Origin of the sequence: Litorihabitans aurantiacus, from assembly GCF_030161595.1 — a bacterium.
GTDB lineage: Bacteria > Actinomycetota > Actinomycetes > Actinomycetales > Beutenbergiaceae > Litorihabitans > Litorihabitans aurantiacus.
In genome coordinates this window covers 1840719-1857502 of record NZ_BSUM01000001.1, presented here as the reverse complement: position 1 = coordinate 1857502, position 16784 = coordinate 1840719, and the positions used below count along the sequence as shown (strand labels likewise).

Genomic DNA, 16784 nt, shown 5'->3' with positions numbered 1-16784 from the left:
TCGACGGCACCTCGGGCCTGACGGTGGGCGCCGACGGCACCCTGAGCGGGTGGGTCGAGGGCGGGTCGGGCTGGCCCGGCCGGACCCGGATGTTCGTGGCGGGTCAGTTCGACGCGACGCCGACCGACGCGCGCGCGACGACCACCGGCAACCGGAACGGGTCGGCGCGGTTCGCGGCGTTCGACACCTCGGACGACGACACCGTCGAGCTGCGGATCGCGACATCGTTCATCTCGCAGGATCAGGCGCGCAAGAACCTGGACCTCGAGGTCACGGGTCGGTCCTTCGAGGACGTGCAGGCGGCGGCGACGGCGGCGTGGAACGAGCGCCTGGAGGTGCTGGAGATCGAGGGCGCCACGCAGGACCAGCGCGTCACGACGTACTCGAACCTGTACCGCCTGAACCTGTACCCGAACTCGCAGTTCGAGAACACGGGCACCGCGGAGGCGCCGGTCTACCGCTACGCCTCCCCGGTCTCCCCGACCGTGGGTTCCGCGACCGCCACGCAGACCAACGCCCAGATCAAGGACGGCAAGGTCTACGTCAACAACGGGTTCTGGGACACCTACCGCACGGTGTGGCCCCTCTACTCGACCCTCTACCCGGAGCTCGCGGAGGAGCTCGTCGACGGGTTCACGCAGCAGTACCGCGACGGCGGCTGGGTCGCGCGCTGGTCCTCCCCGGGCTACGCCGACCTGATGACCGGCACGAGCTCGGACGTCGCGTTCGCCGACGCCTACCTCGCCGGCGCGCTCGGCAGCGGCGAGAGCATCGAGCAGGTGCTGGAGACGTACGACGCCGCGCTCAAGAACGCCACGGTGCTGCCGCCGTCGAACAACGTGGGCCGCAAGGGTCTGGAGACGTCGATCTTCCAGGGCTGGACGCAGCAGGGCACGCACGAGAGCGCGTCCTGGGGCCTGGAGGGCTACATCAACGACTTCGGCATCGCCGAGATGGCGGCGGCGCTGGCGCAGGACGAGCGGGTCCCGGCCGAGCGTCGCGCGACCCTCGCCGAGGAGGCCGCCTACTTCGAGGCGCGCTCGAAGAACTACGTGACGATGTTCAACCCGGAGGCGAACACCTTCACGGCGCGGTACCGGAACGGGGACTTCGCCGCGGGTGCGGACTTCGACAAGCTGGCATGGGGTGGCGACTTCACCGAGGCCAGCGCCTGGACCTTCGGGTTCCACGTGCCGTTCGACGTCGACGGGCTCGCCGCGCTCTACGGCGGCCGGCAGGGACTCGTCGACGTGCTCGACGAGTTCATGACGACCCCGGAGATCGCGCGCTCCGGCATCCACGAGGCTTTCGAGGCGCGTGACGTGCGTCTGGGTCTGCTGGGGATGAGCAACCAGGTCGCGCACCACATCCCGTACATCTACGCGGCGGCGGGCAAGCCGTCGGCGACGCAGGAGCTGGTGCGTGACATCAACAAGCGCCTGTTCGTGGGGGCGGACATCGGCCAGGGGTACCTGGGGGACGAGGACAACGGCGAGATGTCGTCGTGGCAGCTGTTCTCGGCGCTGGGGTTCTACCCGTTGCAGGTGGGGTCGGGTGACTTCACGATCGGGTCGCCGATGTTCGACAGGGCGACGTTGAAGCTGCCCGGGGGTGACCTGGTGGTCTCGGCCCCTGGTGCCTCGCAGGGCCAGGTGTACGTGGACGGTGTCACGTTCGACGGTGAGCCGATCGAGGACGTCGTGCTCGACGGCGACCTGGTGCGTGGCGGTGGTGAGCTCACCTTCACGATGAGCGAGACGCCCTCGGACTGGGGCGGCAAGGACATGACCGAGGAGCTCGAGGTCCCCGCCATCCCTGTCGACGCCACCAAGCCCGGCAACGGCACGCTGACGGCGGCCGACGGGACCGACGTCTCCGCGCTGGTGGACGACGACGCCCGCACCGCGGTCACCTTCCCCGGTGACGAGGCCGTCCTGACCTGGAGCGGCGGGGTGCCCGTCGCCGTCGACCGCTACACGCTGACGGACGGCGAGGGCGGCCACCCGGCCGACTGGGTGCTGGAGGGCAGCGACGACGGCGAGACGTGGATCGTGCTCGACGAGCGCGCCGGTCAGGAGTTCCCGTGGGACACCCAGACGCGGCCGTTCGCCGTCGCCGAGCCCGCGGTCCACGTCTCCTACCGGCTCACGATCTCGGCCGCCACGGGTCCGCTCGTGCTGAGCGAGCTCGAGCTGTTCGCGAGCCCGGGGCAGGCGGAGTCGCTCGTCCTCACCCCGCTGCCGGGCGTGGTCTCCACGCCCGGGGCCGAGGTGGTCGCGCCGCTCGCGAGCGTGGCCGGACCGTCCTCGGAGGCCGCGGACTACGCCGTCGAGGTCGACTACCGCGACGGCACGGGGCCGCACGCCGCGACGCTCACGCCCGGGTCGCTGGGCGGGTTCGTCGTGACGGCGCCGCACGCCCTGGAGCGGGCGGGCGTGTACGACGCCGTCGTGACCGCGACGCTGGGCGAGGAGAACGCGACCGCCACGGTGCGGGTGCGCGTCGAGCGGGACGAGACCCTGGTGGGGTCGTTCACCACCGTGTGCATCGGTGACCTCGGCCGGACGGCCGGGTCGTGCGACGGTCAGGGCTACACCTACGACCGCGCCAAGCTGGCCTCGACCGGGTTCGTCCAGGGCGAGACCATCGAGGTGGGGGAGGCGGGGCTCAGCTTCGACCTCCCGCTGGTGGAGCCCGGTCGTCCCGACGCGGTCAGCAACGCCGGTCAGACCGTGGCGCTCCAGCTCGGCGACGGTGCGACGCGCATCTCGTTCGTCGGCACGGCGAACGAGGGCGACAAGGACCTGCGGGGCACGCTGACATTCACGGACGGCAGCACGCAGGAGGTGCCGCTGCAGTTCGGCGACTGGGTCGGCGCCTCCGGTGCGCCCGTCTTCGGCAACGTCGTGGTCGGCACGTCGAACGGGCGGCTCTCGGGTGTGAGTGCGGAGTCGACGGTCAAGCGGACGTCGGTCTACGCCACGGCGCCGGTCGAGCTGGACACGGACGACGCGGGTGAGCCCAAGGAGGTCGCGAGCCTGACGCTCCCGACCTCGACCGGAGAGGTCCGCTCGGGTCGTATCCACCTCATGGCGGTGGCCGACGACGGCGACCGTTCGGCGATCGCGCCGCTGACGGTGACCGCCCGCGAGGTCGGTCCGGCGACGACGGGTGTGGAGCTCTCGGCGGCGCTGGCCGACGTCACGGGTGGCGCGGCCGGGGCGAGCGCGAGCGTGAGCTGGGGCGACGAGAGCGAGCTGGCCGACGCGGAGGTGGTCGACGGCGTCGTGAGCGCCGCGCACACCTACGCCGAGGCCGGCACCTACACCGCCACCGTGACCGTGGACGACGGGGCGCTCTCGCGCTCCGTCGACGTGGAGGTCGTGGTCGAGGACGAGGTGCCGGTGGATCTGCCGAGCCTCGCCGTCGCGCCCGGGGCGGTCGTGGTCGGCGCGCAGGTCACGCTGACCGGTGCGGACTTCGCCCCGGACGAGACGGTGACGGTGACGCTGCCGGGTGGGGAGACGCGGTCGGTGACCGCCGACGCCGAGGGTGCGTTCACGCACGTGTTCACCCTGCCGGCGGGGACCCAGCCGGGTGCGGTGGAGGTGACCGCGCGCGGTGCGCTCTCCGACGTCGAGGCGACGGCGACGCTGACGGTGCTGCCGCCGGCCTTCACCTTCGTGGATGTGCCGCCGGGTCTGCTGTTCCACGACGAGATCACGTGGCTGGCCGGGCGCGGCGTGACGACCGGGTGGGAGCTGGGTGACGGGACGCGGGAGTACCGCCCGCTGGCGCCGATCAACCGGGATGCGATGGCGGCGTTCCTGTACCGGTTGGCCGGCTCGCCGGACTTCACGGCGCCGACGGTCTCGCCGTTCGTGGACGTGGCCACGGACAACCAGTTCTACAGGGAGATCGCGTGGTTGCACGCGCAGAAGATCTCCACGGGCTGGGCCGAGGCGGACGGGTCGGTGACGTTCCGTCCGTTGCAGCCGATCGCGCGTGATGCGATGGCGGCGTTCCTGTTCCGGTACGCGCAGGTGGGTGACTACCAGGCGCCGGCGACGTCGGCGTTCACGGACGTGGATCCGGGTAACCAGTTCTACCGGGAGATCTCCTGGCTGGCCGAGTCGGGTGTCTCCACGGGGTGGAAGGGGAATGACGGGACGGCGATCTACCGTCCGCTGACCCCGATCAACCGGGATGCGATGGCCGCGTTCATGTACCGGTTGGACCGCCTGGGGTGAGTGTGTGAGGTGGGCGCCCGACGTCGTGACGTCGGGTGCCCACCACTCCCGGGCAGGGTCCGCCCCGGCACCACCACGGTGCCGGGGCGGACCTGTGCCCGGGCGCACCGGCGCACCGGCGCACCGGCGCACCGGCGCACCGGCGCACCGGCGCTCCGGCCCCCGGGACGGGGTGGACGGACGGGCGGGCGTCACCTACTGTCCGTCCTGACAGCGATGTCACCTCGGGACTCGCGACGCCGACGTCGCACACCGTTCGCCCCACGGTGGTTCCGTCGAACGCTCAAAGGGGACAATTGTGACCACTGACCACCATGCACGACGGCGATCGCGTCCGCGTTCGCGCCGTGCCGCAGCAGGTCTCGGTGCGGCGGCGCTCGTCGCCTCGGGGTTCCTCGTGGCCCCGGGTGCGAGTGCCGCACCCGTGACCACCTTCGCGACCTCGTTCGAGCAGGGGAACCCGCACCGCGGACCAGCACCTCGCTCGACACACCGGTGAACGTCGGTGGGGTCAGGGCGGTGCCGGGCAGCCTGACGCCGCTCATCACCGCCGTCAGCGCCCGCGGGGAGAACCGCCCCAACGAGACCGCCGCCCGCGCTGCCGACAACGACCGCGCCACGAAGTGGTACGACGGCGTGCCTGCCACCTGGCTGCAGTACGAGCTCTCGAGCGCCCAGGTCGTGACGAGCTACCAGCTGACCTCCGCCAACGACGCGCCCGGGCGCGACCCGCGCGATTTCACGCTGCAGGGGTCGAACGACGGGGGCGCGACCTGGACCACGCTGGACACCCGCAGCGCCCAGGTCTGGCAGGACGGCGCAGCGGCCAACCGCGGTGTGACGAAGACGTTCGAGGTGACGGGCGCGGCGGCGTTCACGGCGTTCCGCCTCGACATCACGGCGAACAACGGTGAGGCGGCCACGCAGCTGGCCGACCTGCAGCTGCTGGGCGATCCGGCCACGACGTTCCCGGCGCCCATCGTCACCGAGCTCGGCAACGGCCCGACGTTCTCCCAGACGGCGCGGACGGGGGTCGGCTTCACGGGCGCCCGCGCGCTGCGCTACGCCGGCCTCCACCTCGCTGACGGACCGGCGAAGGCGACGAACGCGCTGCTCGACGTCGAGATCCTGGTCGAGCCCGGTCACCAGCTGACCTACGACATCTTCCCGGTCCTCGGTGGCGACCTGAGCTACCCGTCGATGTACGCGGCGGTGGACCTGGTCTTCGACGACGGGTCGCGGCTGTCGAGCTCCGGTGCCGCCGACCGCAACGGTTACGGCGCCTCCGCGCTGGAGCAGGGTCGCAGCGACGCGCTGTTCCCGGACCAGTGGAACTCGATCCGGGTGGACCTGACGCCGTTCGTGGGGCGGACGATCGAGAAGATCGCGTTCGCCTACGACAACCCCGACGGCAAGGGGACCACGTCGTTCTCCGGCTGGCTGGACGACATCACGGTCGAGCCGATCGACGTGGTCGACGACACCGACGGGCTGGTCTCGTTCGTGGACACGCGCCGGGGGTCGCACTCCTCGGGCGACTACTCGCGGGGGCTGACGTTCCCGGCGACGGCGTGGCCGAACGGATTCAACTTCTTCACCCCGATGACCAACGGCACGAGCATCAGCGAGCTGTACGAGTACCACCGCAAGAACGGACCGGGTAACCTCCCCGAGCTCGAGGGCATCGGGATCTCGCACCAGCCGAGCATCTGGATGCAGGACCGCAACCAGCTCGCCGTCCTGCCCGCGCTGGGGACCAACCCCACCTCGGCGCTGGACGACCGTGAGCTGTCGTTCCGGCACGAGAACGAGACGGCGCGGCCGGACATCTACTCGGTCGAGTTCGAGAACGGGATCACGACGGAGGTGACGCCCACCGATCACGGCGGCGTCTACCGCTTCACCTTCCCCGGCGAGACGGGGTCGGTCCTGGTGGACCAGGTCGCGGGTTCATCGGGTCTGAACGTCGCCGCGGACGGCACGGTCAGCGGCTGGGTCGAGGGCGGTTCGGGCTACCCGGGGCGCACGCGTATGTTCGTGGCGGGCCAGTTCGACGCGACGCCCACGCAGGCGCGTGCGACGAGCGTGGACAACCGGAACGGTTCCGCGCGGTTCGCGGCGTTCGACACCTCGGACGACGACACCGTGGAGCTGCGGATCGCGACGTCGTTCATCTCCGCCGATCAGGCGCATAAGAACCTGGACCTGGAGGTCACGGGTCGGTCCTTCGAGGACGTGCAGGCGGCGGCGACGGCGGCGTGGAACGAGCGCCTGGAGGTGCTGGAGATCGAGGGCGCGACCCAGGACCAGCGGGTCACGACCTACTCCAACCTGTACCGGTTGAACCTGTACCCGAACTCGCAGTTCGAGAACACCGGCACCGCGGAGGCGCCGGTCTACCGCTACGCCTCCCCGGTCTCCCCGACCGTGGGTTCCGCGACGGCGACCCAGACGAACGCACCGGTCAAGGACGGCAAGGTCTACGTCAACAACGGGTTCTGGGACACCTACCGCACGACGTGGCCGCTCTACTCCACGCTCTACCCCGAGCTCGCCGACGAGCTCATCGACGGGTTCACCCAGCAGTACCGCGACGGCGGGTGGATCGCGCGGTGGTCGGCGCCCGGGTATGCGGACCTGATGACGGGCACGAGCTCGGACGTCGCGTTCGCGGACGCCTACCTCGCCGGTGCGCTCGGCAGCGGTGGGGACATCGACGCCGTCCTGGAGACCTACGACGCGGCGATCCGGAACGCCACGGTGCTGCCGGCGACGAACGCCGTGGGCCGCAAAGGCCTGGAGACGTCGATCTTCCAGGGGTGGACCCAGCAGGGCACGCACGAGAGCGCGTCGTGGGGCCTCGAGGGGTACATCAACGACTTCGGCATCGCGCAGATGGCGGCGGCGCTGGCGCAGGACCCGCGCGTTCCCGCTGAGCGGGTGGCGACGTTGCAGGAGGAGGCGGCGTACTTCGACGCGCGCTCCAAGAACTACGCCACCATGTTCAACACCGAGGCCAACACTTTCACCGCCCGCTACCGCGACGGTCGGTTCGCCGGCGACGCGAACTTCGACAAGCTGCGTTGGCAGGGCGACTTCACGGAGGCCACGGCCTGGACGTTCGGGTTCCACGTGCCGTTCGACGTCGACGGCCTGGCTGCCCTCTACGGCAGCCGCGAGAACCTGGTGGGAGTGCTGGACGAGTTCATCGCCACGCCCGAGACCGCCCAGCGCTCCAACATCCACGAAGCCCGTGAAGCGCGCGATGTACGGCTGGGTCTGCTGGGGATGAGCAACCAGGTGCCGCACCACATCCCGTACATCTATGCGGCGGCGGGCAAGCCGTCGGCGACGCAGGAGCTGGTGCGTGACATCAACAAGCGCCTGTTCGTGGGGGCGGACATCGGCCAGGGGTATTTGGGTGATGAGGACAACGGTGAGATGTCGTCGTGGCAGCTGTTCTCGGCGCTGGGGTTCTACCCCCTGCAGGTGGGCTCGGGTGACTTCACGATCGGGTCGCCGATGTTCGACCGGGCGACGTTGAAGTTGCCCGGTGGTGACCTGGTGGTCTCGGCCCCTGGTGCCTCGCAGGGCCAGGTGTACGTGGACGGTGTCACGTTCGACGGTGAGCCGATCGAGGACGTCGTGCTCGACGGCGACCTGGTGCGTGGCGGTGGTGAGCTCACCTTCACGATGAGCGAGACGCCCTCGGACTGGGGCAGCAAGGACATGGGCGAGGACCTCGAGGTCCCCGCGATCCCGATCGACGCCACCAAGCCCGGGAACGGGTCGCTCGCCGCGGCGGACGGCACGGACATCTCGGCGCTGGTGGACGACGACGCCCGCACCTCGGTCACCTTCCCCGGAGACGAGGCCGTCCTGACCTGGACCAACGGGGCACCGGTGATCATCGACCGCTACACGCTGACCAACGGTGGGAGCGGAGACCCGGCCGCCTGGGTCCTGGAGGGTTCGACGGACGGGCAGACGTGGACGGAGCTCGACGCGCGGACGGGCGAGGAGTTCCGGTGGGACACCCAGACCCGGCCCTTCTCCCTCGCCGACCCGACGGCGCTGACCCGGTACCGCCTGACGATCAGGTCGGCATCCGGCCCGCTGGTGCTGAGCGAGGTCGAGCTGTTCGGGACCTCGGGCGTGGCGGACACCGTGACGCTGACCCCGGCGCTGCCGATCACGATCGCCCCGGGCCAGCAGGTCGCCGCACCCGTCGCCAACCTGGTGGGACCCTCCTCCGACGCCGCGGACTACGCGGTCGAGGTGGACTACCGCGACGGCACGGGTCCGCACACCGCCACCCTGACGCGCGGTGAGCTCGGTGGGTTCACCGTGACGGCGCCGCACGTGCTGGCGCGTGCCGGCGTGTACGACGCCGTCGTCACCGCCTCGAACGGTGGGGTGAGCACCACCCTCGACGTCCGGGTGGTCGTGGAGCGGGACGAGACCCTCACCGGCGCGCGCTCGACCGTGTGCATCGGCGATCTCGGACGGACGGCCGGGTCGTGCGACGGCGGCGGTTACACCTTCGACCGCGCCACGTTGGCGTCCTCGGGATTCGTCCAGGGCGAGACCGTCTCCGTCGGTCGGACGGGGCTGAGCTTCGACCTGCCTCTGCTGGAGCCCGGTTCACCCGACGCCGTCACCAACGCGGGCCAGGTCGTCGACCTGCAGCTCGGCGAGGGAGCCACCCGGCTCTCGTTCGTCGGCACGGCGACCGGGGGTGACAAGAACCTGCGCGCGACGCTGACGTTCACGGACGGCAGCACGCAGGAGGTCCCGCTGCAGTTCGGCGACTGGGTGAGCCGGGCCTCGTCGCCCGCCTTCGGGAACATCGTGGTCGGGACGTCGCAGGGCCGGTTGCGCGGTCTCGAGCGCGCTCCGGGCAATGCCAACGCCTCCGTGTTCGCGACGACGCCGGTCACGCTGGCGACGGACGGTGCGGGCGCGCCCAAGGTGCTCCGATCGCTCACCCTGCCACCCGGGGGAGCCAGACCGGACCGGTGCACCTCATGGCTGTGGCCGACGACGGGGACCGCTCGGTGATCGAGACGGCCGCTCCGTTGACAGTGACGGCTCGCGAGGTCGGCCCGGCCACGACGGGTGTGGAGCTCTCGGCGATGCTGGCGGACGTGACTGGTGGTGCGCCAGGGGCGAGGGCGAGCGTGAGCTGGGGCGACGGTGGCGACCTCGACGACGCCGGGATCACCGACGGCGTGGTGAATGCCGCGCACACCTACTCCGAACCCGGGACCTACGCGGTGACGGTCACGGTGGACGACGACACGCTCTCGCGCTCGGTGGAGCTGGAGGTCGTCGTCGAGGACGAGGCCGCGGCGACGCCGCCCACGATCCAGGCGTCACCGGACTCCGTGGTCGTCGGTGCGCCGCTCACGGTGACCGGGCGCGACTTCACCGCGGGTGAGGACGTGACCGTGACCCTGCCGGGCGGGGAGAAGCAGTCCGTGACCGCGGGTGACGACGGGGCGTTCGCCCTGAGGGTCTCGCTCGCCGCGGGGACGCAGCCGGGGACGGCCACGATCACGGCGCTGGGCGGCGAGTCGGGCGTCGCGGCCGAGGCCGCGCTGACGGTGCTGCCGCCGGCTTTCACCTTCGTGGATGTGCCGCCGGGTCTGCTGTTCCACGACGAGATCACGTGGCTGGCCGGGCGCGGCGTGACCACGGGTTGGGAGCTGGGTGACGGGACGCGGGAGTACCGCCCGCTGGCGCCGATCAACCGGGATGCGATGGCGGCGTTCCTGTACCGGTTGGCCGGCTCGCCGGACTTCACGGCGCCGACGGTCTCGCCGTTCGTGGACGTGGCCACGGACAACCAGTTCTACAGGGAGATCGCGTGGTTGCACGCGCAGAAGATCTCCACGGGCTGGGCCGAGGCGGACGGGTCGGTGACGTTCCGTCCGTTGCAGCCGATCGCGCGTGATGCGATGGCGGCGTTCCTGTTCCGGTACGCGCAGGTGGGTGACTACCAGGCGCCGGCGACGTCGGCGTTCACGGACGTGGATCCGGGTAACCAGTTCTACCGGGAGATCTCCTGGCTGGCCGAGTCGGGTGTCTCCACGGGGTGGAAGGGGAATGACGGGACGGCGATCTACCGTCCGCTGACCCCGATCAACCGGGATGCGATGGCCGCGTTCATGTACCGGTTGGACCGCCTGGGGTGAGTGTGTGAGGTGGGCGCCCGACGTCGTGACGTCGGGTGCCCACCACTCCCGGGCAGGGTCCGCCCCGGCACCACCACGGTGCCGGGGCGGACCTGTGCCCGGGCGCACCGGCGCACCGGCGCACCGGCGCACCGGCGCACCGGCGCACCGGCGCTCCGGCCCCCGGGACGGGGTGGACGGACGGGCGGGCGTCACCTACTGTCCGTCCTGACAGCGATGTCACCTCGGGACTCGCGACGCCGACGTCGCACACCGTTCGCCCCACGGTGGTTCCGTCGAACGCTCAAAGGGGACAATTGTGACCACTGACCACCATGCACGACGGCGATCGCGTCCGCGTTCGCGCCGTGCCGCAGCAGGTCTCGGTGCGGCGGCGCTCGTCGCCTCGGGGTTCCTCGTGGCCCCGGGTGCGAGTGCCGCACCCGTGACCACCTTCGCGACCTCGTTCGAGCAGGGGAACCCGCACCGCGGACCAGCACCTCGCTCGACACACCGGTGAACGTCGGTGGGGTCAGGGCGGTGCCGGGCAGCCTGACGCCGCTCATCACCGCCGTCAGCGCCCGCGGGGAGAACCGCCCCAACGAGACCGCCGCCCGCGCTGCCGACAACGACCGCGCCACGAAGTGGTACGACGGCGTGCCTGCCACCTGGCTGCAGTACGAGCTCTCGAGCGCCCAGGTCGTGACGAGCTACCAGCTGACCTCCGCCAACGACGCGCCCGGGCGCGACCCGCGCGATTTCACGCTGCAGGGGTCGAACGACGGGGGCGCGACCTGGACCACGCTGGACACCCGCAGCGCCCAGGTCTGGCAGGACGGCGCAGCGGCCAACCGCGGTGTGACGAAGACGTTCGAGGTGACGGGCGCGGCGGCGTTCACGGCGTTCCGCCTCGACATCACGGCGAACAACGGTGAGGCGGCCACGCAGCTGGCCGACCTGCAGCTGCTGGGCGATCCGGCCACGACGTTCCCGGCGCCCATCGTCACCGAGCTCGGCAACGGCCCGACGTTCTCCCAGACGGCGCGGACGGGGGTCGGCTTCACGGGCGCCCGCGCGCTGCGCTACGCCGGCCTCCACCTCGCTGACGGACCGGCGAAGGCGACGAACGCGCTGCTCGACGTCGAGATCCTGGTCGAGCCCGGTCACCAGCTGACCTACGACATCTTCCCGGTCCTCGGTGGCGACCTGAGCTACCCGTCGATGTACGCGGCGGTGGACCTGGTCTTCGACGACGGGTCGCGGCTGTCGAGCTCCGGTGCCGCCGACCGCAACGGTTACGGCGCCTCCGCGCTGGAGCAGGGTCGCAGCGACGCGCTGTTCCCGGACCAGTGGAACTCGATCCGGGTGGACCTGACGCCGTTCGTGGGGCGGACGATCGAGAAGATCGCGTTCGCCTACGACAACCCCGACGGCAAGGGGACCACGTCGTTCTCCGGCTGGCTGGACGACATCACGGTCGAGCCGATCGACGTGGTCGACGACACCGACGGGCTGGTCTCGTTCGTGGACACGCGCCGGGGGTCGCACTCCTCGGGCGACTACTCGCGGGGGCTGACGTTCCCGGCGACGGCGTGGCCGAACGGATTCAACTTCTTCACCCCGATGACCAACGGCACGAGCATCAGCGAGCTGTACGAGTACCACCGCAAGAACGGACCGGGTAACCTCCCCGAGCTCGAGGGCATCGGGATCTCGCACCAGCCGAGCATCTGGATGCAGGACCGCAACCAGCTCGCCGTCCTGCCCGCGCTGGGGACCAACCCCACCTCGGCGCTGGACGACCGTGAGCTGTCGTTCCGGCACGAGAACGAGACGGCGCGGCCGGACATCTACTCGGTCGAGTTCGAGAACGGGATCACGACGGAGGTGACGCCCACCGATCACGGCGGCGTCTACCGCTTCACCTTCCCCGGCGAGACGGGGTCGGTCCTGGTGGACCAGGTCGCGGGTTCATCGGGTCTGAACGTCGCCGCGGACGGCACGGTCAGCGGCTGGGTCGAGGGCGGTTCGGGCTACCCGGGGCGCACGCGTATGTTCGTGGCGGGCCAGTTCGACGCGACGCCCACGCAGGCGCGTGCGACGAGCGTGGACAACCGGAACGGTTCCGCGCGGTTCGCGGCGTTCGACACCTCGGACGACGACACCGTGGAGCTGCGGATCGCGACGTCGTTCATCTCCGCCGATCAGGCGCATAAGAACCTGGACCTGGAGGTCACGGGTCGGTCCTTCGAGGACGTGCAGGCGGCGGCGACGGCGGCGTGGAACGAGCGCCTGGAGGTGCTGGAGATCGAGGGCGCGACCCAGGACCAGCGGGTCACGACCTACTCCAACCTGTACCGGTTGAACCTGTACCCGAACTCGCAGTTCGAGAACACCGGCACCGCGGAGGCGCCGGTCTACCGCTACGCCTCCCCGGTCTCCCCGACCGTGGGTTCCGCGACGGCGACCCAGACGAACGCACCGGTCAAGGACGGCAAGGTCTACGTCAACAACGGGTTCTGGGACACCTACCGCACGACGTGGCCGCTCTACTCCACGCTCTACCCCGAGCTCGCCGACGAGCTCATCGACGGGTTCACCCAGCAGTACCGCGACGGCGGGTGGATCGCGCGGTGGTCGGCGCCCGGGTATGCGGACCTGATGACGGGCACGAGCTCGGACGTCGCGTTCGCGGACGCCTACCTCGCCGGTGCGCTCGGCAGCGGTGGGGACATCGACGCCGTCCTGGAGACCTACGACGCGGCGATCCGGAACGCCACGGTGCTGCCGGCGACGAACGCCGTGGGCCGCAAAGGCCTGGAGACGTCGATCTTCCAGGGGTGGACCCAGCAGGGCACGCACGAGAGCGCGTCGTGGGGCCTCGAGGGGTACATCAACGACTTCGGCATCGCGCAGATGGCGGCGGCGCTGGCGCAGGACCCGCGCGTTCCCGCTGAGCGGGTGGCGACGTTGCAGGAGGAGGCGGCGTACTTCGACGCGCGCTCCAAGAACTACGCCACCATGTTCAACACCGAGGCCAACACTTTCACCGCCCGCTACCGCGACGGTCGGTTCGCCGGCGACGCGAACTTCGACAAGCTGCGTTGGCAGGGCGACTTCACGGAGGCCACGGCCTGGACGTTCGGGTTCCACGTGCCGTTCGACGTCGACGGCCTGGCTGCCCTCTACGGCAGCCGCGAGAACCTGGTGGGAGTGCTGGACGAGTTCATCGCCACGCCCGAGACCGCCCAGCGCTCCAACATCCACGAAGCCCGTGAAGCGCGCGATGTACGGCTGGGTCTGCTGGGGATGAGCAACCAGGTGCCGCACCACATCCCGTACATCTATGCGGCGGCGGGCAAGCCGTCGGCGACGCAGGAGCTGGTGCGTGACATCAACAAGCGCCTGTTCGTGGGGGCGGACATCGGCCAGGGGTATTTGGGTGATGAGGACAACGGTGAGATGTCGTCGTGGCAGCTGTTCTCGGCGCTGGGGTTCTACCCCCTGCAGGTGGGCTCGGGTGACTTCACGATCGGGTCGCCGATGTTCGACCGGGCGACGTTGAAGTTGCCCGGTGGTGACCTGGTGGTCTCGGCCCCTGGTGCCTCGCAGGGCCAGGTGTACGTGGACGGTGTCACGTTCGACGGTGAGCCGATCGAGGACGTCGTGCTCGACGGCGACCTGGTGCGTGGCGGTGGTGAGCTCACCTTCACGATGAGCGAGACGCCCTCGGACTGGGGCAGCAAGGACATGGGCGAGGACCTCGAGGTCCCCGCGATCCCGATCGACGCCACCAAGCCCGGGAACGGGTCGCTCGCCGCGGCGGACGGCACGGACATCTCGGCGCTGGTGGACGACGACGCCCGCACCTCGGTCACCTTCCCCGGAGACGAGGCCGTCCTGACCTGGACCAACGGGGCACCGGTGATCATCGACCGCTACACGCTGACCAACGGTGGGAGCGGAGACCCGGCCGCCTGGGTCCTGGAGGGTTCGACGGACGGGCAGACGTGGACGGAGCTCGACGCGCGGACGGGCGAGGAGTTCCGGTGGGACACCCAGACCCGGCCCTTCTCCCTCGCCGACCCGACGGCGCTGACCCGGTACCGCCTGACGATCAGGTCGGCATCCGGCCCGCTGGTGCTGAGCGAGGTCGAGCTGTTCGGGACCTCGGGCGTGGCGGACACCGTGACGCTGACCCCGGCGCTGCCGATCACGATCGCCCCGGGCCAGCAGGTCGCCGCACCCGTCGCCAACCTGGTGGGACCCTCCTCCGACGCCGCGGACTACGCGGTCGAGGTGGACTACCGCGACGGCACGGGTCCGCACACCGCCACCCTGACGCGCGGTGAGCTCGGTGGGTTCACCGTGACGGCGCCGCACGTGCTGGCGCGTGCCGGCGTGTACGACGCCGTCGTCACCGCCTCGAACGGTGGGGTGAGCACCACCCTCGACGTCCGGGTGGTCGTGGAGCGGGACGAGACCCTCACCGGCGCGCGCTCGACCGTGTGCATCGGCGATCTCGGACGGACGGCCGGGTCGTGCGACGGCGGCGGTTACACCTTCGACCGCGCCACGTTGGCGTCCTCGGGATTCGTCCAGGGCGAGACCGTCTCCGTCGGTCGGACGGGGCTGAGCTTCGACCTGCCTCTGCTGGAGCCCGGTTCACCCGACGCCGTCACCAACGCGGGCCAGGTCGTCGACCTGCAGCTCGGCGAGGGAGCCACCCGGCTCTCGTTCGTCGGCACGGCGACCGGGGGTGACAAGAACCTGCGCGCGACGCTGACGTTCACGGACGGCAGCACGCAGGAGGTCCCGCTGCAGTTCGGCGACTGGGTGAGCCGGGCCTCGTCGCCCGCCTTCGGGAACATCGTGGTCGGGACGTCGCAGGGCCGGTTGCGCGGTCTCGAGCGCGCTCCGGGCAATGCCAACGCCTCCGTGTTCGCGACGACGCCGGTCACGCTGGCGACGGACGGTGCGGGCGCGCCCAAGGTGCTCCGATCGCTCACCCTGCCACCCGGGGGAGCCAGACCGGACCGGTGCACCTCATGGCTGTGGCCGACGACGGGGACCGCTCGGTGATCGAGACGGCCGCTCCGTTGACAGTGACGGCTCGCGAGGTCGGCCCGGCCACGACGGGTGTGGAGCTCTCGGCGATGCTGGCGGACGTGACTGGTGGTGCGCCAGGGGCGAGGGCGAGCGTGAGCTGGGGCGACGGTGGCGACCTCGACGACGCCGGGATCACCGACGGCGTGGTGAATGCCGCGCACACCTACTCCGAACCCGGGACCTACGCGGTGACGGTCACGGTGGACGACGACACGCTCTCGCGCTCGGTGGAGCTGGAGGTCGTCGTCGAGGACGAGGCCGCGGCGACGCCGCCCACGATCCAGGCGTCACCGGACTCCGTGGTCGTCGGTGCGCCGCTCACGGTGACCGGGCGCGACTTCACCGCGGGTGAGGACGTGACCGTGACCCTGCCGGGCGGGGAGAAGCAGTCCGTGACCGCGGGTGACGACGGGGCGTTCGCCCTGAGGGTCTCGCTCGCCGCGGGGACGCAGCCGGGGACGGCCACGATCACGGCGCTGGGCGGCGAGTCGGGCGTCGCGGCCGAGGCCGCGCTGACGGTGCTGCCGCCGGCTTTCACCTTCGTGGATGTGCCGCCGGGTCTGCTGTTCCACGACGAGATCACGTGGCTGGCCGGGCGCGGCGTGACCACGGGTTGGGAGCTGGGTGACGGGACGCGGGAGTACCGCCCGCTGGCGCCGATCAACCGGGATGCGATGGCGGCGTTCCTGTACCGGTTGGCCGGCTCGCCGGACTTCACGGCGCCGACGGTCTCGCCGTTCGTGGACGTGGCCACGGACAACCAGTTCTACAGGGAGATCGCGTGGTTGCACGCGCAGAAGATCTCCACGGGTTGGGCGGAGGCGGACGGGTCGGTGACGTTCCGTCCGTTGCAGCCGATCGCGCGTGATGCGATGGCGGCGTTCCTGTTCCGGTACGCGCAGGTGGGTGACTACCAGGCGCCGGCGACGTCGGCGTTCACGGACGTGGACCCGGGCAACCAGTTCTACCGGGAGATCTCCTGGCTGGCGGCCTCGGGTGTCTCCACCGGGTGGAAGGGGAACGACGGGACGGCGATCTACCGTCCGCTGACCCCGATCAACCGCGACGCGATGGCCGCGTTCGTGTACCGGTTGGACCGCCTGGGGTGAGGGGGTGAGGTCGGCCCCGACGTCGTGACGTCGGGTGCCCGCCACCCCCGGACACAGGTCCGCCCCGGCACCACCACGGCGCCGGGGCGGACCTGTGCCCGAGGGCATTGGTGCGCGACCGGTGTTCCACCGGCGCTGAG

4 protein-coding genes and 2 pseudogenes are annotated in these 16784 nt (G+C 70.9%); all 6 read left to right on the top strand.

The window, feature by feature from the left end:
- The first annotated feature begins 23 nt into the window (after window positions 1–23).
- The 6 genes and pseudogenes from QQK22_RS08705 to QQK22_RS08685 all read left to right on the top strand — a co-directional run bounded on the left by QQK22_RS08705 (window position 24) and on the right by QQK22_RS08685 (window position 16644).
- Window positions 24–4250 carry a GH92 family glycosyl hydrolase gene (locus QQK22_RS08705; protein ID WP_284250568.1) on the top strand — a complete coding sequence of 1409 codons (4227 nt, stop codon included), beginning with the start codon at window positions 24–26 and terminating at the stop codon, window positions 4248–4250.
- A 519-nt stretch (window positions 4251–4769) separates the two neighbouring features.
- Complete coding sequence (locus QQK22_RS08700) at window positions 4770–9311, top strand: GH92 family glycosyl hydrolase (protein ID WP_284250566.1); 4542 nt, start codon at window positions 4770–4772, stop codon at window positions 9309–9311.
- Window positions 9278–9574 (top strand): annotated as a pseudogene (locus tag QQK22_RS19265) (PKD domain-containing protein); the annotation flags it as partial. The gene QQK22_RS08700 and the pseudogene QQK22_RS19265, both read left to right, overlap by 34 nt.
- A 309-nt stretch (window positions 9575–9883) precedes the next feature.
- A pseudogene (locus tag QQK22_RS19260) lies at window positions 9884–10447 on the top strand (S-layer homology domain-containing protein); the annotation flags it as partial.
- Between the two features lie 519 nt (window positions 10448–10966).
- Window positions 10967–15508 (top strand): GH92 family glycosyl hydrolase, encoded by a 4542-nt coding sequence (locus QQK22_RS08690; protein WP_284250566.1) that lies wholly within the window; start codon window positions 10967–10969, stop codon window positions 15506–15508.
- A complete protein-coding gene (locus tag QQK22_RS08685) occupies window positions 15475–16644 on the top strand; it encodes a PKD domain-containing protein (protein ID WP_284250565.1) in 1170 nt (389 codons plus the stop codon). Before QQK22_RS08690 ends, QQK22_RS08685 begins: the two co-directional genes overlap by 34 nt.
- The last annotated feature ends 140 nt before the right edge of the window (window positions 16645–16784 follow it).